This window comes from Kitasatospora sp. NPDC058243, assembly GCF_042882025.1.
In the GTDB taxonomy this organism is placed as follows: Bacteria; Actinomycetota; Actinomycetes; order Streptomycetales; family Streptomycetaceae; genus Kitasatospora.
In genome coordinates, this window is record NZ_JBHVWW010000001.1 from 92,061 (window position 1) to 109,808 (window position 17,748).

At 70.8% G+C, this 17,748-nt stretch carries 18 protein-coding genes; 7 read left to right on the forward strand and 11 right to left on the reverse strand.

Translation table 11 applies throughout. The features are described from left to right. Window positions 1-16: 16 nt before the first annotated feature. The 5 genes from ACFVX9_RS00395 to ACFVX9_RS00415 all read right to left on the reverse strand — a co-directional run bounded on the left by ACFVX9_RS00395 (window position 17) and on the right by ACFVX9_RS00415 (window position 4,873). Window positions 17-1,360, reverse strand: coding sequence for an FG-GAP repeat domain-containing protein (locus ACFVX9_RS00395; protein ID WP_387979577.1), 1,344 nt, complete (start codon window positions 1,358-1,360; stop codon window positions 17-19). A gap of 1,135 nt (window positions 1,361-2,495) precedes the next feature. Further along, window positions 2,496-2,777 (reverse strand): hypothetical protein, encoded by a 282-nt coding sequence (locus ACFVX9_RS00400; protein ID WP_331743240.1) that lies wholly within the window; start codon window positions 2,775-2,777, stop codon window positions 2,496-2,498. A 178-nt stretch (window positions 2,778-2,955) separates the two neighbouring features. Next, complete coding sequence (locus ACFVX9_RS00405) at window positions 2,956-3,402, reverse strand: nitroreductase family deazaflavin-dependent oxidoreductase (protein ID WP_380377147.1); 447 nt, start codon at window positions 3,400-3,402, stop codon at window positions 2,956-2,958. Window positions 3,403-3,682: 280 nt separating this feature from the next. Further along, complete coding sequence (locus ACFVX9_RS00410; protein WP_387979579.1) at window positions 3,683-4,246, reverse strand: hypothetical protein; 564 nt, start codon at window positions 4,244-4,246, stop codon at window positions 3,683-3,685. Between the two features lie 114 nt (window positions 4,247-4,360). Then, on the reverse strand, window positions 4,361-4,873 hold the full coding sequence (locus tag ACFVX9_RS00415) for a MarR family winged helix-turn-helix transcriptional regulator (protein WP_387979581.1): 513 nt from the start codon (window positions 4,871-4,873) through the stop codon (window positions 4,361-4,363). 168 nt (window positions 4,874-5,041) lie between these two features. Here ACFVX9_RS00415 and ACFVX9_RS00420 point away from each other — a divergent pair, with 168 nt between their 5' ends. Beyond that, entirely contained in the window at window positions 5,042-6,241 is a 1,200-nt protein-coding gene (locus tag ACFVX9_RS00420; protein ID WP_387979583.1) for an FAD-dependent monooxygenase, read from the forward strand. Between the two features lie 137 nt (window positions 6,242-6,378). On the opposite strand, the gene ACFVX9_RS00425 is transcribed toward ACFVX9_RS00420, so the two are convergent. Together ACFVX9_RS00425 and ACFVX9_RS00430 are read right to left on the reverse strand one after the other, a co-directional pair. Then, complete coding sequence (locus ACFVX9_RS00425; protein WP_380334145.1) at window positions 6,379-6,942, reverse strand: DoxX family protein; 564 nt, start codon at window positions 6,940-6,942, stop codon at window positions 6,379-6,381. A gap of 292 nt (window positions 6,943-7,234) precedes the next feature. Beyond that, complete coding sequence (locus tag ACFVX9_RS00430) at window positions 7,235-7,816, reverse strand: TetR/AcrR family transcriptional regulator (protein WP_380377158.1); 582 nt, start codon at window positions 7,814-7,816, stop codon at window positions 7,235-7,237. Between the two features lie 84 nt (window positions 7,817-7,900). On the opposite strand from ACFVX9_RS00430, the gene ACFVX9_RS00435 reads away from it, so the two are divergent. Continuing rightward, window positions 7,901-8,782, forward strand: a complete 882-nt coding sequence (locus tag ACFVX9_RS00435) for an SDR family oxidoreductase (RefSeq protein WP_387979586.1) — start codon at window positions 7,901-7,903, stop codon at window positions 8,780-8,782. Between the two features lie 111 nt (window positions 8,783-8,893). Here the strand turns inward: ACFVX9_RS00435 and ACFVX9_RS00440 are convergent, their stop codons facing one another. Next, window positions 8,894-9,781 carry a DUF4240 domain-containing protein gene (locus ACFVX9_RS00440; protein WP_387979588.1) on the reverse strand — a complete coding sequence of 296 codons (888 nt, stop codon included), beginning with the start codon at window positions 9,779-9,781 and terminating at the stop codon, window positions 8,894-8,896. A gap of 137 nt (window positions 9,782-9,918) precedes the next feature. Continuing rightward, window positions 9,919-10,548, reverse strand: a complete 630-nt coding sequence (locus tag ACFVX9_RS00445; RefSeq protein ID WP_387979590.1) for an isochorismatase family protein — start codon at window positions 10,546-10,548, stop codon at window positions 9,919-9,921. 239 nt (window positions 10,549-10,787) lie between these two features. Between ACFVX9_RS00445 and ACFVX9_RS00450 the strand changes: the two genes are divergently transcribed. After that, window positions 10,788-11,255, forward strand: coding sequence for a MarR family winged helix-turn-helix transcriptional regulator (locus tag ACFVX9_RS00450; RefSeq protein WP_387979592.1), 468 nt, complete (start codon window positions 10,788-10,790; stop codon window positions 11,253-11,255). Window positions 11,256-11,343: 88 nt separating this feature from the next. Here the strand turns inward: ACFVX9_RS00450 and ACFVX9_RS00455 are convergent, their stop codons facing one another. Continuing rightward, entirely contained in the window at window positions 11,344-12,084 is a 741-nt protein-coding gene (locus ACFVX9_RS00455; protein ID WP_387979594.1) for a GAP family protein, read from the reverse strand. A gap of 180 nt (window positions 12,085-12,264) precedes the next feature. Between ACFVX9_RS00455 and ACFVX9_RS00460 the strand changes: the two genes are divergently transcribed. The 3 genes from ACFVX9_RS00460 (at window position 12,265) to ACFVX9_RS00470 (ending at window position 15,526) form a co-directional block, all read left to right on the forward strand. Further along, window positions 12,265-12,855, forward strand: coding sequence for a hypothetical protein (locus tag ACFVX9_RS00460; RefSeq protein WP_380478685.1), 591 nt, complete (start codon window positions 12,265-12,267; stop codon window positions 12,853-12,855). A 138-nt stretch (window positions 12,856-12,993) separates the two neighbouring features. Then, window positions 12,994-14,346, forward strand: coding sequence for a Dyp-type peroxidase (locus ACFVX9_RS00465; RefSeq protein WP_387979596.1), 1,353 nt, complete (start codon window positions 12,994-12,996; stop codon window positions 14,344-14,346). A gap of 55 nt (window positions 14,347-14,401) precedes the next feature. Beyond that, entirely contained in the window at window positions 14,402-15,526 is a 1,125-nt protein-coding gene (locus tag ACFVX9_RS00470) for a catalase family protein (protein WP_380375750.1), read from the forward strand. Between the two features lie 84 nt (window positions 15,527-15,610). Here ACFVX9_RS00470 and ACFVX9_RS00475 read toward each other — a convergent pair whose 3' ends face one another. Next, complete coding sequence (locus tag ACFVX9_RS00475) at window positions 15,611-16,516, reverse strand: hypothetical protein (protein ID WP_387979598.1); 906 nt, start codon at window positions 16,514-16,516, stop codon at window positions 15,611-15,613. A 267-nt stretch (window positions 16,517-16,783) separates the two neighbouring features. On the opposite strand from ACFVX9_RS00475, the gene ACFVX9_RS00480 reads away from it, so the two are divergent. After that, complete coding sequence (locus tag ACFVX9_RS00480) at window positions 16,784-17,710, forward strand: DUF4232 domain-containing protein (RefSeq protein ID WP_387979600.1); 927 nt, start codon at window positions 16,784-16,786, stop codon at window positions 17,708-17,710. Window positions 17,711-17,748: the final 38 nt, after the last annotated feature.

Below are 17,748 nucleotides of genomic sequence, written 5' to 3' on the forward strand. Positions count from 1 at the left end.
TGAGTTGGGGGGCGGGCTACCAGCCGGTGCCGATGCTGGTGCGGTTGCCGAAGGTGTTCTGGCCGGTGCCGGGATAGAAGTACATGTCACCGGTGGATCCTTGCGGAGCCTGGACGGCGGCGATGTCGGCCTTGCCGTCGGCGTTGAAGTCGCCGCCGATGAGGTCGCGCATGATGTTCCAGCCGGTGCCGGCGTTGATCGGCGCCGCGAAGGAACCGGCACCGTTGCCCGGATAGACGTACAGATTCCCGTCAGCAGTACCGACCGCGGCGATATCCGACTTCCCGTCACCGTTGAAGTCACCGCTCGCGAATTTACCCACAGTGTTCCAGCCGGTACCGGCGTTGATCGGCGCTGCAAAGGAACCGGCACCGTTACCCGGATAGACGTACAGATTCCCGTCAGCAGTACCGACCGCGGCGATATCCGACTTCCCGTCACCGTTGAAGTCACCGCCGATGAGATGGTCCAGGTTGTTCCAGCCGGTGCCCGCCAACCACGGCGTGCCGAACGCGCCGGCGCCATTGCCCGGATAGACGTACAGATTCCCGTTGGCGGTGTTCACCGCGGCGAGATCGACCTTCCCATCGCCGTTGAAGTCACCCGGCGTCACATTGCTGACCGTGTCCCAACCGGTACCGATCAGACTCCGCTCACCGAACGTACCGACACCGGTACCCGGGTACAGGTACATCTTCCCCGTCGCCGCATCCACCGCCGCCAGATCGGTCTTCCCGTCACCATTGAAGTCAGCCGACGCAAAACCCGTCATCCCCACCGGAATAGCGGGGCTCTGACCGATGGCGTTGACGATCTTCTGCGCGTCGGCCGCCTGCCCCTGGTAGAGGCTGGGATAGGCCGACTGCTGGACACCTTGGCAGACCTCGCCGATCGACTTGCTCTGCCACGTGTTGTTCGGATACGTCGAGAGCATCGCGCTGATGAACTTGCGGGTCGTCGTCGCCGGGTCGAGCCGCTGCGCGGTGGTGCCCCACGAGGCCCGCTGCTGGAACAGGCCGACACTGTCGTGGTCCTCCATGTTCGGGTTGTTCCGCAGGGTGGATTCCACGATCGCCGTGGTGATCGCGATGACCTCGGCCTGCTGCGGTAAGCCGTTGGCCCGCACGGTGTTGACGATGGCCCGGGCGCAGGACATCCGGTACGCGTTCATCGCGTTCCGCAGGCTGCCGGTGAGCTGTTGGTTCAGTTGGACGGCGGCGGTGGTGTCGGCGGAGGTGACCGTGCCACAGGACACATCGGGCAGCGCCGCGTGCGCGGGGCTCGTCACAACCATCGTCCCGCCGGCCAGGACCCCACTCACCGCGAGAAGTTGCAGGGCGTTGCGCACAGTCCTCTTCATGGTGAAACGTTTCCTTCGTTCGCAGGTCGGATGTGTCGTGGCCAGAGATCTGGGCCACGACAGGTCTCAAGGGCAGTGAGGGAATTCGCCTTCGACCGTGCGCCGGACAGGGCATGGACAAGCCCGGCGCGCAACACGTGAGAGCAGAGTGAGAACGCCCCGGATCGACGACCGCCCCGGTTCGGCGACCGCCCCGGTTCGGCGACCGCCCCGGCCGCGCGGCGCCATCGCGGCGACGGGCGCGGCGCCCGGGCCGGTGACGTGCGGGTGGGCCCGAAGTGGGCTGCTACCGCCGGCCCATGGTGTCGGTGCACACCAGGGGCGGCGCCGGAAGCGGGGTGGCGGTGACGAGCGGGGTGACGAGGGCGGCGACCGCGGCGGCCTTCGCGATGCGGGTGCGGATCATGGCAGGGCTCCTTCGGGACACACGCGCAACAGGGAGTGGTCCGGATCCGGAGCGTCCCGCGGTGACGCTGTCCCGGTTCCTTTCGGCTGCTTGTCGCTGCCGTTGGGTACGATCCTGCCCGCCGACCAGTGGCCCAACTAGGGCTCTGTGCTGGCCTGAACCGGACTTGGCCCAAGCCGTCCACCGTGGTCGGATGCGGACGCCCATCGCCGCGGGCCGACGCATGCGGCTGCAGGGCGATCGATGTTCCGGAATGCGGTCGGTGACGGTTCGGACTGTGGCCTTGAACGAGCGATCGGCAGAATCAGCAGGCTATCTGACTGATCATCATCGCCCGGCGGATGCTCGCGGCCAAGGCCCGGTGAAGGCGTGCCAGGCCCGCGACGCGATATGCCAGTGGGGCTGTCCACGACGCCGGGCCCGGTCACCGCGACGGCGAGCACCGTGCCAGCCCGGCTGTGCGAGGCGGGGCCGGCCGAGGTGAAGGTCGAGTTGGATCGGGCAGCTGGTCGACCGGGCCCGCGTCACCGGCGCTGGAAGGCTCCGGCAGCAGATGACGCAGTAGCTCCTGGAGCCCGCCCTTGAGGGCGAGATGACGGACCACCCCGGCTACGAGAAGCACGACCATGCGGGGGCTGGCAGCGGGAAGTCACGCAACGCGGTCCGGTCGAAGACCGTGCTGACCGAGGTCGGCCCGACCGTGGCCGGGGGCCGACGCTTCGGGACCGTTCAGCGGGCGTCGGTCTCGTCGATCAGGTACTGGAGTTCGTCGAAGATCTGGAGCACGACGACGACCAGGACATGGTCGGCGACCATGAATTCCACCACGACGCCGGGCGCGGCGTAAGCCTTGCGCAGGTGCTCGTCGGGGCCGATCGGTGCCGTCGCCGTCTTGTGGTACGGGTCGCGGGCGAGAACACCCAGTGCACGCTCCAGCAGATCGCGACGTTCGGCGGGCAGGGCGTCGATCGTCGTCCTCGCCTCGACGGTGTACTGCACGCGGTACGTCATACCCGACACGATAGCCGGGACGGCGTCCGAACGGGGAACTGCCCAAGGAGAGGCCGGTGGCCAAGCTGCTGACCGCCCAGCTCTTCCAGGACCGCCCGACGGTTCGGCGCGGCAGGCCGAAGGGCTCGGGCGGGAGGGCGGTTTCTGGTGCTCCGGGTCCCGCCCGAGCCGTTCGGGGTCAACGGCCGGCGGTCTCCGGCTCCAGCACGAAGACGGGGATCACCCGGTCCGTCTTCGTCTGGTACTCGGCGTAGTCCGGCCAGACCTCGACCGCGCGGGCCCACCACAGCTCCCGCTCCGCGCCCTCGACCTCGCGCGCCGTCATGTCCTGGCGCACGGCGCCGTCCTGGAGCTCGACCCGCGGGTGGGCGACCAGGTTGTGGTACCAGGTGGGGTTCTTGGGCGCGCCGCCCTGCGAGGCCACCAGGGCGTACGTCCCCTCGTGTTCCACCCTCATCAGCGGGTTCTTGCGGATCTTGCCGCTCTTGGCCCCCAGGCTGGTGAGGACGACCACCGGCACGCCCCGCAGCGTCGTGCCCTCGGTGCCCCCGGAGCTCTCGTACAACGCGACCTGGTCGCTGACCCACTTCTCCGGGCTCGGCTGGTATTCGCCGCTAAGAGGCATGCTGTTCCCGTCCCACTCGATGAGGACCACCGACGGCCGACCTTGTGTCATCCGCCCCGAGGCCCTCGCTCCGTTCGGCCGCCTCCATGATTCACCACGAGGCCGCCGCCCGATAGGAGGCGACGCAACGGCGGGGCGCGACGGCGGGGCGTGCCGCCGCGGACCGGACCAACGGCGATCGACGGTCAACGGTGCGGCTGCGGCGGCCGGTTCGGGGCACGATCGTGAACTGCCCGGCAGTGGGGGTCCGGACCAGGCCGGACCCTCAGCGGATTTCGGGTCAGGGGCAGGTGACGTTGAAGGTGGCCTCGTGGGTGGCGGCCACGTTGCTGCCCCAGTTGCCGAGGACGTCCTTCATCTGGACGCCGTAGTAGGACCACAGCTTCCAGGTGCCGTTCTGGCAGGGGTAGGTGCTGCCGTTGCTCGCGGCACTGTTCTTGCCGGAGGCACCGGGGAAGAGCGCGTCCTTGGTCTTGGTGCCGTCCGGGAAGGTGATCTCGTAGGAGCTGGGCTCCCAGATGCGGCAGCCGTTCGGCGGGTCCGCCCAGCCGATGATCTTCCACCAGCCGCACTCGGTCCACAGCGTCGGGTAGATCCCCCCGTCCCCGCTGTCGTAGAGGCACAGCCAGCTCTTCATCCGGCGGTCCTCGTTGCCGTTGTAGTCGACCCATTCGCCGCAGTGCGGCTCGGCGACCGTACGCGTGGACGGGGCGGCCTGGCGTGGTGCGGGGGCGGCGGGGGCGGCGGCGGCAGTCGTGGCGGTGAGGGCGAGCGCACCGAGGGCGGCGAGGGCGGCAGTGCCCGCACGCACCCGTCGGGCGGGTCGGGGATGCGAAGTGATCATGGAGGCATGATGTCGCCGTCCGGGCCCTCCGATGCCGGCGGCCGCGGAGGTTTCACCCGAACGAGGTGGGGTGGGACGGGTTTTCGAGGTGCCGCCTTGACCGTTCAGGTGCCGTCATCCGCCGCCGTCGTCGTCGAGGAGGGCCAGGCGGGCGATGACGTCGTCGGCCAGCTTCGCGAGCAGGCGGCCCAGGTCCTCGCGGTCCTGGTCCGGCCAGTGCGCTATCGCGTCCGTGAACCAGCCGATCATGGACGTCGCGTAGGCGTTCGCCGCCCTCGTTCCTTCAGTGGTCGCCTCGATGAGGCTGGCACGCCGGTCGTGCGGGTCGCCGACGCGGTGGACGAGGCCGCGCCGCTCCAGCGCCTGGACCTGTCGCGTGACGTGCGGGCCGACCACCTGCATCCGTTCGGCGATCTCCCCGATGCGCAGCGGCCGGTCCGCCATGTGCAGGGTCATGAGCGCGCTCAGCGCGGGGCGCTCCAGGGCGAGTCCCGCTGCGTCGGCCGCCCGTTCGGCCAGGCGTCCGCGGGTCATGGCGTTGCTCAGCTGGGCCAGCCGGGGCAGGGCCGCCCAGACGGCTGCCGCCTGCTCGTCCGCGCCGGGGTCGTCCGGCGAGTCCGCGGTCATCGGACCACCACCTCCACTTGAATACCTAACTTAGGTATCTATATCCTGGGGCTGCGCCCGCTCTCCGCGGGTGCACTGTGCCGTCCATAAAGATACCTAAGGTACGCATCTTCGGTGTGACCGCCAGGAGGCGACCGCCGGGCTGCGCCGCCAGGAGGAGAGCACACCGTGAACAACCACTCCGCGAACCGCAAGGTCCTCATCTCGGGCGCGAGCATCGCCGGCCCCGCCCTCGCCTACTGGCTCGACCGCTACGGCTTCGACGTCACCGTCGTCGAACGGGCGTCAGCCGTACGGGGCGGCGGGTACGCCATCGACATCCGCGGCGCCGCCCGCGAGGTCGTCGACCGCATGGGGCTGCTCCCGCAACTGCGCGCAGCCCACGTGGACACGCGCAAGCTCTCGTTCGTGGACGCGGACGGGGCGCTCATCGGCTCCGTCGCCCCCGAGGCCGTCACCGGAGGCGCCACAGGCCTGGACCTGGAAGTACGGCGCGGCGACCTGGCGGGCGCCCTCTACGCCCCGCTCCGCGACCGGGTCGAGTTCCTCTTCGGCGACTCCATCGCCACCCTGGACGACCGGGCGGACGGCGTCGACGTCACCTTCGACAGCGGCGCCCACCGCACCTTCGACCTGGTGATCGGCACCGACGGGCTGCACTCCAACACCCGCGGGCTGGTCTTCGGCCCCGAGGACGCGTTCCACCGCTACCTCGGCCACGTCTTCGCCGGTTTCACCCTCGCGAACGACCTGGGCCTCGCCCACGAAGGGATCATCTGGAACACGCCAGGCCGCGCGGCCGTCCTCTACGCCCACGAACCCGCCGACCACATACACGGGTTCCTCCTCCTCAAGCGGGAGGACGCCCCCGTCGACGCCATCCGGGACCCACAGGCGCAGCGCGAACTCATCGCCGCCGCCTTCCCCGAGCGCAGCTGGCACCTCCCGCGCCTGGTGGACGCGCTGCGCGAGGCCGACGACCTGTTCTTCGACGTCGTCAGCCAGATCCACATGCCCACCTGGTCCCGTGGCCGCGTCGCCCTCGCCGGTGACGCGGCCCACGCGACCTCGTTCCTGTCCGGCCAGGGCTCCAGCGTCTCGCTCGTCGGCGCCTACCTCCTGGCCGGAGAACTGGCCTCCCACGCCGACCACGCGGCCGCCTTCGCGGCCTACGAGCGCAAGGCGCGCCCCTTCGTCGAGCGGAACCAGGCGCTGGCCGCCTCCGGCGGCACCAGCCTCATCCCCGGCACCCAGGACATGCTCGACACCCGCAACGCGGCCCTGCGCAACCCCACCACCTCGGCGGGCGCCGGGGGACGCGCCGCCCACAGCGACGTGATCCTGCCGGACTACGACCACGCCGGATGACGGCGTGCCCGCGTGCCGGGCTCAGCGAGTCGGACGGTTCCGCGCTGCCCAGCGGCCACACCTGCTGAGGGATGCGACAGGTTGCTGGTCCCGGCTTCGCGCACGTAGTGGTGGTCCAACGCGGTGCTGACGCGGCGCTAGAGAGTCACCCCTTGCAGGGACAGCACGATGCCCGCGCCGATGCCGCCCATCCCCAGAGCGACGGCCGCACTCCACCACCCGCCCTGGCCCCACCGGAACGGGCGGTCCAGTGCCAGGCGTCCGGGGCCGATGGCGGAGACCGCGATCGCGATCAGCGCCAGGCACAGCGGGTACTCCATGCCGCCCTTGTCGGCCCACAGGCCTCTGCCCGAGGTGACGGACATCGCGTTGATCATCACCCCGATCACGGCGGCGGCGGCCAGCGGGGTGAACAGCCCGAGGGCGAGGCCCAGGCCGCCGCACAGCTCGGAGGCTCCTCCCAGCGTGGCGAAGAGGACGCCGGGCCGGTAGCCCAGGGCCTCGAAGCCCTTACTGGTGGCATGCAGACCGGCGCCACCGAACAGGCCGAAGAGTTTCTGGGCACCGTGGCCGGCCAGCAGCAGGCCGGCCAGCCGGAGCACCAGCAGGCCGACGTCGGCGGCGGACACCGGCGGCGGATGCGTGGAGGTCGGAGCGGCACTGCGGACGGAGGTCCGCAGCCGCTCGGCGGTCAGTTTCATGGCGAAGGTCTCCTCCCGCGCGCCGCAACCGCCGCGAGCAGGATCGCCTCTCCCGAGACGAGGCGTCGACGCGCAGATCAGATCGGCCGGGCGCGACTCGCGCCGCCGTCGACCAAGTCCAGGAACAGCCGGACCGACACCGCCTCGCCGGAGGCATCCGCGTGTCTCACCGATAACCCTCCGAGAAGGGAAGCCGTGATCCAGCACTCTCCGTATCCACTCTACGCGGCAGCAACCGGCGGCAGGATTCCTCGTAGCGGCCGATACGGGGCTCAGCGGAGATCGGCGGAGCTCAGTGGAGCACAGCGACTGCCGCGCGGAGTTCGTCGAACGCGGCGCGCGTGTGGGGCGCCAGCCCGCCGGGGTCCTCGTCGTGGCTGGGGTCGGTCCACCGGGCGTAGCCGAGCCTGAACGCGAGGACGCCGAGTTCGGCGGCCACCTGCGCCACGGGTTCCGCGACGTTCCGTCGCTTCAGCGCGTCGACCATCGCCGTGGCCATGCCGATGCACTTCAGCACGTTGCGCGCCTGCAACTCCGCGTTCGCCTCGATCGCCGCGTGCAGCAGCGGGCTGAGCTCCCGGTTGAACGACGTCATCTCGCCCGATGCGCGCTCGAGTCCGGCCGCGACGGCCGTCATCGGCGTCGCGTCCGCGGGGGCGCCGTCGATGCCCTCGGCCAGCAGACGGCTGAGCGCCGTCTGTCCCATGGTGAGGATCTCGCGCTTGTCGGTGAAGTGGCGGAAGAAGGTGCTCCGCGTGAGCCCTGCCCGCTCGGTGATCTGAGCGACGGTCGTTTCGTCGTAGCCCTGCTCGGCGAACAGGCCTAGCGCAGCCACGACCAGGCGCTGTCGGGCATCGGGTTTCCATCGCGGCATGTTGCCAGTCTAGATGACGGGACAAGTGTCGCATCGCGTCGTACAGTGATGGGACAACAGTCGCATCACTCCTCGGAGCTCACCATGCGCGTCTTCATCACCGGCGGCACAGGCCTGATCGGCTCTGCCGTCGTCGCCGAACTGCTCGCCGCAGGCCACCTGGTCACCGCCCTCGCCCGATCCGACGCCTCCGCGGCCGGCGCGAAAACCGCCGGCGCCGACGTGCTCCGCGGCGGGCTCGCCGACCTCGACGTGCTGCGGACCGGCGCGGAACAGGCGGACGGCGTCATCCACCTCGCCTTCAGCAACGACTTCAGCTCGCCCGACGCACTCGCGCGAGGGATCGCCGAGGAGAGCGCCGCACTCACGGCCCTCGGCGACACCCTCGTCGGCACGAACAGGCCTCTCGTCACCGCGTCCGGCACGCCCCTCGTGGCGGGACGCGCCTCGACCGAGGAGGACCCGCTGCCGCTGGACGGCCCCGTCAGCGGACGCAGCCTGTCGGTGAACCGCACACTCGCACTCGCCTCACGCGGCGTGCGCAGCTCGGCGGTACGGCTGCCGCGCACGGTCCACAACCAGGGCCAGGGCGGGTTCGCCGGGCTGCTCACCAACATCGCCCGCGACACCGGCGCCGTCGGCTACCCCGGAGACGGCGCGCAGCGCTGGCCCGCCGTCCACGCGCTCGACGCCGCCGCCCTGTTCCGGCTCGCCCTGGAGAAGGCCCCGGCCGGATCCGCGTGGCACGCCGTCGCCGACGAAGGCGACGCGGTACGCGACATCGCCGCGGTCATCGGACGGCGGCTCGGCCTTCCGGTCGAGCCGGTGCCGCAGGAGAGTTTCGGCCCCCTCGGCCCGGTCTTCGCGGCCGACCAACCCGCCTCCAGCACTCACACCCGCGCCGCCCTCGGCTGGAAGCCGACGCGCCCGGGCCTGCTCGCGGACCTGGAGAACATCGAAGCCTGAGCCGCCTGCTCGCCTGCCGGACGGACCGGCAGCCGCCAGGGAACCCGGCCCCGCTCGCCCGCCGAGCGGGGCCGGGGCCTGCGGCGAACGGTGCTCTGCGACAGGCGGCGCTCAGCCGCGCAGCTCGGGCCAGCCGTCGGCGTTCGAGCAGGACTCGTAGTCGTAGCGGGTGAGGCGGTCCCACTCCGCCCCGGTCACCTGCTCGAACGCCTCCTCGTGCACGTAGAGCAGCGGTTCGCACTGTCGCGCGGTGAACGGAGCGAACCGTTCGGGATCGTGGAACATGCTCTCGTACACGTCGCGGCCCGCAGCCACGACCGCGGCTCGCGCGTACAGGAAGTGGTCGCTCGACTGAGGGAACGGCGAGCCGTCGGGCAACACCGCCCCGGTGATCGGCAGCGTCCCGAACTGCTCCTGGTCCAGGCGGTGCAGCGCCTCGGCGAGACGCTCGCCGAAGCCGATGATCTGGCCCAGCGGCTCGCATGCGAGAACTTCGACCAGACAGGCGCAGGCGGTTTCGAGGTGCTCGCACGTCTCGATACCGGCCCCGCCCCCGAGGACCTCGATCAGCTGCCAGAACCGCTCCCACGTCATCACCGGCAGGTCGAGGCCGAGGTTGCCGTCGACGTCACTTCCCGCGGACGGTCCGGCGCTGCCCGCCTCACCTCCGCCCTGCCCGTCCGCGTCCTCGAACGGCTCGTCATTCCACCGGAACCAGGCCCTGTCGCCCTGGATGTGCAGCAGGAACTCGGCGACCGGGCCCGAGGGCGAGAGCATCGACACGGTGCTCGTGATCTCGTCGCACGCGTCGTCGAAGGCCTCCCAGTCCTCCGCCTCGGACAACGCGAGCGAACGGGCGAAGAGCGGCTGGACGGCGGGGAACGCCGTTCCCGGCACGAAGCGCCCGTGGAGCCAGGGGAAGTCCGTCTCCTCGACCACGATCTCGCCCACCAGCTCTTCCCCGCGCACCAGACGCCAGACCCCGCCCTCAAAACCCATCGCACACAGCCCTTGCCACCCGTTGCCGTCCTCTTCTGCCCGGCAGCATGCCAGCTGGCACTGACAGGCGACGGGGCGAGGCACATCCCCCCGTGGCGTAGGTCGGTGACGGCCGGGTCAGGCGAGTACGCCGACCGTCACGCGGGGCGGGCGACCGCTGAGATCTGGCCGACCAGGACGGCGAAGGGCATGTCGAGGGCGGCGTAGAGGTCGCCGGCCTCGGGGGCGGCGTTGTCGGCCAGGGCCTCGACCATGAGGGTGGCGTAGTCGGAGACGGTGACGCCCGCCTGCTGCATGCGCAGCAGTCCCGCCTCGCGCTTGGCCTGGCTGAAGGTGCCGGAGGCGTCCACGGCGACGTACGCGTGGTGCCCGGCGGCCGTCGCGGCGATCGCGGGCAGCGCCGCGCACACTTCCAGGGACACTCCGGCGAAGATCAGCTTCTGCCGCCCGGTGGCTTCGATGGCTTCGCGGACCCGGCCGTCGTGCCAGGCGTTGACCGTGCTGCGGTCGATGATCCGCTGTCCGGCCGGCAGGGCCTGGACCAGTTCCGGGGTGGTCGGCCCCCACATGCTGTCGGCCGCGGTGGTGGTGACGACCAGCGGGATGCCGAGCACGGTCGCCGCGCGTGCCAGCGCCACCACGTTGTGCTTCAGCTCGCCGAGCGGGATGTCCCGGACGCCGGACAGCAGGCCCACCTGGTGGTCGACCAGGACCACGGCGGCGTTCTCCCGGGTGACCGGCTCCAGGAACTTGCTGTGCTCACTCATCGTGCGCTCCTTCGGGTTGAACCACGGCTCCGTTGGCGGCCAGTAGTCACTAATCTTGATAGTCAAGATTAGTGACTACTTTGACGCTATACCCCTGCCCCCCGGGGCGCAAGCACTGGTCAGGGCGGGGCGCCGGAACGCCTGGGGTGCCGCCCGAGCCCACCGGGCGGGCGACTAAAGTTGCTGGTCACAGGGCGGAACGCGGGGCGGGCCCAAAGACGGCGGAAGCGGGAGAGGCGTTGAGCGGACACCAGGCGGCGGAACCGGACCTCGGCGTGCTCGCCGCCCGGGTGCTCTTCTCCGTCCAGCGCGAGCTGTTCACCGTGCTCGCCGAACAGGGTTTCGACGACATCCAGCCCCGCGCCGGCGCCGTGCTCGCCTACCTGCGTACCGACGGCATCCGCGCCAGCGAACTCGCCCGCGCCTCCGGACAGCACAAGCAGGTCATCGGGACCCTCGTCGACGACCTCGAACGCCTGGGTTACGTCGAACGCAGACCCGACCCCGCGGACCGCCGCGCCAAACTGATCCACCCCACCGAACGAGGCCTGCTCCAGATGGCGGCGGCCGCCGCCATCATGCGCTCGATCGAGGAGCGCCACGCGAAGGCCCTGGGCGCGCGGGAGTACGCCGCCTTCAAGACCGCCCTCCACCGTGTGGCCGATCTCCAACGCGGGACCCAGCGCGAGACCCGGCGCGAAACCTAGGCAGTGCCGCACCCTGCCGGTCGGCGCGACCTGACGCCTCCAAGGCCACGAACATCCGCGCCAGGAAAGGGATTCACGGAGCAGCCTGTCAGGACGTGAGGACGGAGATCCCGTCTCCGAGCAGCTTCAACCCGAGCACGAAGAACAGGACCGCCATCACGGCGACGTTGTGCTGGGCTGCCCAGTTCTTCCAGTTACCGAGCGTGATCTGGGCTCGCTCTCCCCCGAGCAGGAAGACTCCCAGTGGGGCCAACAGGCCGAGGGTGGCGATCACGACGAAGATCGCCAGTGAGGCGATCTGCTGCCCCACCGGCAGTCCGGCCGAGCCGATCGCGGCGCCCGCGGCGAGGGTCAATGGGGCGTTCTTGGCGTTGAGCGCGGACAGGGCCAGTCCGAGTGCGAGGACCTTGACCGGCGTGAGGCGGTCGATCGCGCTCATCCACTTCGGCAGCTGGGCCTGCGACGGATCCTTCGGGCGCCGGTGCCATTGCCGGGCGCCGAAGAGGACGAGGAACAGGCCCAGGGCGAGCTTGAGGACTCCCACCCAGGTGGCCGGGTGATTGTGGGCAGAGGCGCCTGCGGGGGAAGCGATCGCCAGCATCACCGCGCCCAGCGCCGAGAGTCCCAGGATCCAGCCGACGGTGAAGAGGACTCCGTTGAGGCGTCCCCGAGGCGTGGCGAGGATGAGGATGATGGCGATGATCGGGAGCGGGCTGATCGCGACGCCGGCGGCGAGACCCAGGATGTCACCGAGAACTTTGCCCATGATTGCCTCCAGAGGGGAGTCAGAGCGCGTGACGACGACGAACCCGGCAGGCCCGTCTTCCATGATCCTCCGCTCCGACGACGCTGTCCTCGTGAGCTTCTCGGAACTCCGAGGGCCTCGGCCTGTCCGTTGCCCGGTGGTGCCCCCACCGCGCTCGGGTCAGGATGAAGAGGTGAGGGCGATGGCGCCTCATGTTCGGGCGGTTGGCGTCCCTCGCACCGACCACGGCAGGAGGCCGTCACGATGACCGCGACGACAGGCGCGACCCAGTCGGCTCACCCCGAGCGCCCGGGCAGGTCGGATGGGGTCTGCAGTGAGTTCACCGTCTTCACCAGGATCAAGCCGGGCCATGCGGATGCGCTGCGTAAGGATCTCGCGACGCTCGCCGACGCGGCGCACGACGAGAGCGCCCATGCGGCGGTGCGCCAGATCGGCACCCTGCACGACGCACGGCACGTGATCTTCGACGACGACACCCGGTTCATGTTCGCCAGCGTTTTCGACGGCTCCTGGGACACCTACATCGACGACTTCGCCCAGACGGTGGTCGGGTCCCGCTTCGACAAGATCTTCTCGCACAGCGAAGGGTTCCCCGGCGTCGCCGATCCGGGAGTGAAGGACTGGTTCGTCGCCCACCAGGAGCCCGCGAGGGTCTTCGTCAGCGCCTACCCCGACCTCACCGTCCAACAGATCTACAAGGACCACCGCGTGGACGACGCGTTCCAGGAGGTGCTGGACACCCCCCAGTTCCGGGCCGCGCTGGACAACCCGGCCAACGCGGAGCTGGTGGCCACGCCGGCCTTCCAGAAGCTGCTGGAGGAAGCCTCGGCCTAGCACCCGGACACGGCCAACCGTCGGAGCCCGCCCACCACCGGCGGACCGACTCGGCCGGTGCGAGCCGGCCGTCGCAGGGCTGTCCAGGCAGCGACAGACGCAGAGACAAGAGACAGATGTGGAGAGGCACAAGCAACCATGAACACAGCGGACAGCGGCAGCGCGGCGGGCGTGCGCGTCGAGATCGACGACGTCCAGAGCGGGGCCCTGCGTCCGCGGCCCGTGCCCTACGAGGGACGGTTCGTCTTCCTGCGCGTGGATGACCGCCACGCCGGGCGCGCCCTGCTGCGCCGACTGCTCCCGTTGGCCTCGGGCGGTCTGCCCGGCGTGGACCCGAGCCGGGATGCCTGGGTGACCGTGGCGTTCACCCACCAGGGGCTGCGGGCCCTGGGGGTGCCCCAGGAGTCGCTGGACAGCTTTCCGCGGGCGTTCCGTGAGGGCATGGCCGCTCGGGCGGAGCTGATCGGCGACGTGGGCGAGAGTGCACCGGCCCGCTGGGAGGCCCCGTTCGGAACCGGTGAGGTCCACATCGCGTTGAGCGCCCTCTCCTCCGATGCGGCGCAGCTGGAGAGGGAGCTGGGGCGGGCCCGTGTCGCCTACGAGGACACGCCCGGTGTCCGGGTGATCTGGCAGCAGGAGGTCCACCAGCTCCCGACCGGGCGTACCACCTTCGGGTTCCGTGACGGCATCAGCCATCCGAACATCGAGGGCGTCGGGCTGCCCGGCTCCAACCCGCAGGAAGCCCCGATCAAGGCCGGCGAGTTCATCCTCGGCTACCCCGACGAGACCGGAAGCCTGCCGCCCGTGCCCAGCCCCGACGTGCTGGGACGCAACGGGACCTACGTGGCCGTTCGCAAGATCCACACCAACGTGGCGGCCTGGCGCCGGTACCTGCGTGCGAACAGCTCCAGCGCCGAGGAGGAGGCACTGCTGGCGGCGAAGATGGTCGGGCGCTGGCCGAGCGGGGCGCCGTTGACGCTGGCGCCGGAGCACGATGATCCGGAGCTGGCGGCCGATCCGCGCCGCGTCAACGACTTCCTGTACCGGGAGAACGACGATCGCGGCTTCCGGTGCCCGGCCGGTGCGCACATCCGACGCACCAACCCCCGCGATTCCACCATCATCGGCGACGCACGGATGCACCGGCTCATCCGTCGCGGCACCACCTACGGCCCGCCGCTGCCGGAGGGCGTGCTGGAGGACGACGGCGCCGAGCGGGGCCTGGTCGGCGTGTTCATGGGGGCCCATCTGGAACGGCAGTTCGAGTTCATCAAGGCCGAATGGGTCAACGACGGCAACTTCATCGGCTACCCCGGCGAGAAGGACCCGGTGGCCGGACACCACGGCGGAACCGGCAGCGTCACCATCCCGGAGAAGCCGGTCCGGCGCCGCCTGAAGAACCTGCCCAGCTTCGTGGTCACCCGCGGCGGCGAGTACTGCTTCCTGCCGGGTCTGCGTGCCCTGCGCTGGCTCGCCGAGCTGGAGGACTGAGGGCGGTTCCCACCCCCTGAGGTCCGATCACGCTCTCCGAGGAGAGGTCGGAGTCATGACAGCACAGTTCGTCCGCTACACGCCCGACGTCGAAGACGACGACCCGCACTTCGACCGCGACGTGCAGACGGTGATCGAGAAGACCGAGAGCTACATCGCCGAGTCGGTCGAGGCCGGTGGCACCGGACGGGCCCTGCGCGACGCCCACGCCAAGGGCTACGGGCTGGTCCGAGGGGAAGTGGAGATCCTGGCCGGGCTGCCCCCCGAGTACGCCCAGGGAATCTACGCGACTGCGGGAACCCACGATGCGCTGATCCGCTTCTCCAACGGCTCGCCCCACGCCGGCGCCGACGCGCGACTGGGTGCCGCCACCGGACTGGCGCTGAAGATGTTCGACGTCCCCGGCCCGACCCTGCTGGAGGACGAACCGGACACGGGCACGTTCGACTACGCCAACATCAACGGACCGGTCTTCTTCTGCAACACGGTCGAGCACTACCTGTTCATCCAGGAACTGTTCCTGAACGCGCCGGCGTACTTCTCCCAGGGCCGACCCGGCGCGCATCGGTTCTTCACCGAGTTCGTGACCGGGAAAGGAACCCTGGACCAGGAGGACTGGGCCTGGGACGAGTTCCTGGCCTTCCTGCGCCTGTCGAAGACGCCTCCGGCGAACCTGCTGCTGTCCAGCTACTGGACGATGGGCGCGGTCCGGCACGGGGACTACATCGCCAAGGTGCGCATCACCCCCGACCCGTCCTTCGCCGCGGCGGTGGTGCGGCGCACCATCGACCCGGCCTCGGGGGCGGAGTTCTTCCGACCGGCCCTGCAAGCCGAGTTGCAGGAGCGGCCCTACGCCTTCGACATCCAGGTCCAGCTCTGCACCGACCTGGAGCGCATGCCGGTGGAGGACACCACCGTGGAGTGGCCCGAGCAGCTCTCGCCGTCCGTCACCGTGGCGAAGCTGCGGCTGCCGCAGCAGGACATCTCCGGCCCCGAGAACCTGGAGAAGATGGACTCGCTGTCCTTCACGCCCTGGCGGGTCACCGCCGAGCACGCGCCCCTGGGCAACATCATGCGGGCCCGCAAGGAGGTCTACCGGCGGTCCTCCATCGCGCGCCACAAGCTCAACCGGCAGCCGCGCACGGAACCCCGCAGCGCCGACGACGTACTCGGCGCCTGACCTGGCCCACCACCGCGACGGTGCGCCAACCGGGGCGGCCGGCCCTGACAGCCCGCTGCCGCCGGCGTGCCAGGGCCCGGCCGGTCACTTCAGGGTGACGATCTTGCGCATGCCCAGGCCGGCGTTCGGGACGCCCGTCCGCTCGTCGGGAATCATGCAGAGCAGGACGTACCGTCCGGGCTGCAGGCCGTGGGCCTGCACGGAGGCGGTGCGGTCGCCGGACATGGCGCCGAGGCCGGTGGCCGGCCCGGTGAACGGGGACCGGGCCGGCAGGCCGCCCAGCGCGACGTCCCTCAGGTACTCCCCGATCTGCTCGTCGGTGGTGTCCGCACCGATCGGCCGCAGCTGCATCTCGTGGATCTGCTCGGACTCGTCGTGCACCAGGTAGGCCAGGTGCGCGTGGTCGACGTCCTCGGTCTGGAAACGCGGGCCCTCGGCCGTGTCCTTCTCGATCACGATGCCGTCGTCGAAGCGGACCTGGTTGTCGTTCTGGCCGTTCGTACCGACCAGGTTCAGTTTCCTGGAGACCGGGTGGGCCGGGTCCGCCCGGAACGCGGTGAGGTCCAGCAGGTAGACCGGCCCGGGGCTGACCTCCTCGGTGAACTGCTCGTGCACCTGCGAGGTGACCAGCGCCCCGCCCAGCAGGTCCGCCTCGCCGTTCACCGCCCGGATCCCGGCGCCCGCGGTGGCCGGCGACGGGCTGACCGCGTCGGCGAGGTCCCGGAGGACCTGGTCGATGGTCACTCCCTCGTGCGGACGCAGCAGCTGCAGCTGCCGGCCGTTCGGGTCGTCCGTCTTGACCCGGAAGCTGACCAGGCCGCCCTTCGCGGTGTCCGGTGCCTGCAGGCCGGAGGCTCCGATGCTCACCTCGACGGGGTGCTCCTCCGGCGAGGCGGCGCCGGCCGTACCACTCGCACCGACGCTCGTCGCCAGGGCGAGGGCCGAGACGGTCACCGTCCGTACCACGCGCGCGAACACGTGCTCCACCATGAAGAATCCTTTCTGTGGGTGGCCTCCGGCGCGGAACATCCCCCACCGCGTGCGGCAGACCACGCCCCGCACCGGAAGGCGACCGGTTCGGACCATCGGGCAGCGGGGCCCGGTCACCGATGGCAACGGTGCCGGCGGGCGCGAAGGGACGCCCGGAGGCCTGGCCGGCCTCGGTTCGGCGGGCGCCGGGCGGATCGTTGCGGTCCTGTTGCGCGGGCAGTGGCGCAGCTCATAGGCGTTGCGGGTGGTTCGTGATCGCATCGGCTGATGCATCAGTTCGAGAACGCCGGGAATCACCTGACGGCCCGCCGGCCCGCTGCCGCTGTCGTGGTGGTCGCGGCCTGCGCGGCCCTGCTCGTGGGCTGCGGAGAGCGGGCGACCGGGGTTTCGGCGGCCTCCGGCGGTGCCGGGCCGTGCGGGGCGCCGTTGCCGTCGGCGTCCCGCAATGGGCAGGCGTCGCCCGGGCTCGCGCAGGGCGGGGTGCGGATCACGGCCGCCAGTGCGGCCTGCGCGGAGTACGAGGTGACCAATCCGGGGGACGAGACCTCTGATGTCACAGCGGTGTTCAGCCGCCTCTCGGCGGCCGGAGGTGCGCTGGACAACGTGACGCAGGTCGTCACCTCGCTCGCTCCGGGGGCCACCGCGAAGGGGCGGATCGAGCTGGACGGGCACGGGCAGGCGCGGCCGGGCGCCGGACCGCTGGTGAAGATCGTCCAGGTCCGCAGTGTGCCCAGCGCCGAGGCCTCGCAGCCGGGCGGCCCCTGCCCGGCCTCGGGCCTGCGGCTGTACGCGGACGACGGCGACGCCGCGATGGGCCTGCGCGTGGTCGGCCTGCACCTGCGCAACTGCGGGACGTCCGCGGTGTCCGTCAACGGCTACCCGAAGCTGCAACTGCTCGACGTGGAGCACCGGCCGGTCGACGGGGTGCGTTTCCTGTCCGGCGGTGCCGGGATCGCCGGCGGCACCGGCGCGGACGACCCGCCGCAGGAGGTCGTGCTGCGCCCGGGAGAGGGCGCCCGGTCCACGCTGGTGTGGCGCAACACCGTGGAGGCGGGCAGCCCGGTGAACGCCCCTTACGTGCGGGTCCGGGCCACCCCTGACGCGGCCCCGGTGATGGTCGTCCCGGAGATCGACCTGGGTACCACGGGGCGGCTCGGCGTCGGCGCCTGGACCAGGGAGGACAGCCGGCCGTGAGCGGGGCGCCGGCGGTCCTCCCCGGTGTGCTCTCGTGC

Excerpts from the sequence above, each read along its gene's own strand:
- ACFVX9_RS00395 (WP_387979577.1), bottom strand. The coding sequence starts at position 1,360 with ATGAAGAGGACTGTGCGCAACGCCCTGCAACTTCTCGCGGTGAGTGGG.
- ACFVX9_RS00400 (WP_331743240.1), bottom strand. The coding sequence starts at position 2,777 with ATGACGTACCGCGTGCAGTACACCGTCGAGGCGAGGACGACGATCGAC.
- ACFVX9_RS00405 (WP_380377147.1), bottom strand. The coding sequence starts at position 3,402 with ATGCCTCTTAGCGGCGAATACCAGCCGAGCCCGGAGAAGTGGGTCAGC.
- ACFVX9_RS00410 (WP_387979579.1), bottom strand. The coding sequence starts at position 4,246 with ATGATCACTTCGCATCCCCGACCCGCCCGACGGGTGCGTGCGGGCACT.
- ACFVX9_RS00415 (WP_387979581.1), bottom strand. The coding sequence starts at position 4,873 with ATGACCGCGGACTCGCCGGACGACCCCGGCGCGGACGAGCAGGCGGCA.
- ACFVX9_RS00425 (WP_380334145.1), bottom strand. The coding sequence starts at position 6,942 with ATGAAACTGACCGCCGAGCGGCTGCGGACCTCCGTCCGCAGTGCCGCT.
- ACFVX9_RS00430 (WP_380377158.1), bottom strand. The coding sequence starts at position 7,816 with ATGCCGCGATGGAAACCCGATGCCCGACAGCGCCTGGTCGTGGCTGCG.
- ACFVX9_RS00435 (WP_387979586.1), top strand. The coding sequence starts at position 7,901 with ATGCGCGTCTTCATCACCGGCGGCACAGGCCTGATCGGCTCTGCCGTC.
- ACFVX9_RS00440 (WP_387979588.1), bottom strand. The coding sequence starts at position 9,781 with ATGGGTTTTGAGGGCGGGGTCTGGCGTCTGGTGCGCGGGGAAGAGCTG.
- ACFVX9_RS00445 (WP_387979590.1), bottom strand. The coding sequence starts at position 10,548 with ATGAGTGAGCACAGCAAGTTCCTGGAGCCGGTCACCCGGGAGAACGCC.
- ACFVX9_RS00455 (WP_387979594.1), bottom strand. The coding sequence starts at position 12,084 with ATGGAAGACGGGCCTGCCGGGTTCGTCGTCGTCACGCGCTCTGACTCC.
- ACFVX9_RS00460 (WP_380478685.1), top strand. The coding sequence starts at position 12,265 with ATGACCGCGACGACAGGCGCGACCCAGTCGGCTCACCCCGAGCGCCCG.
- ACFVX9_RS00465 (WP_387979596.1), top strand. The coding sequence starts at position 12,994 with ATGAACACAGCGGACAGCGGCAGCGCGGCGGGCGTGCGCGTCGAGATC.
- ACFVX9_RS00470 (WP_380375750.1), top strand. The coding sequence starts at position 14,402 with ATGACAGCACAGTTCGTCCGCTACACGCCCGACGTCGAAGACGACGAC.
- ACFVX9_RS00475 (WP_387979598.1), bottom strand. The coding sequence starts at position 16,516 with ATGGTGGAGCACGTGTTCGCGCGCGTGGTACGGACGGTGACCGTCTCG.
- ACFVX9_RS00480 (WP_387979600.1), top strand. The coding sequence starts at position 16,784 with ATGCATCAGTTCGAGAACGCCGGGAATCACCTGACGGCCCGCCGGCCC.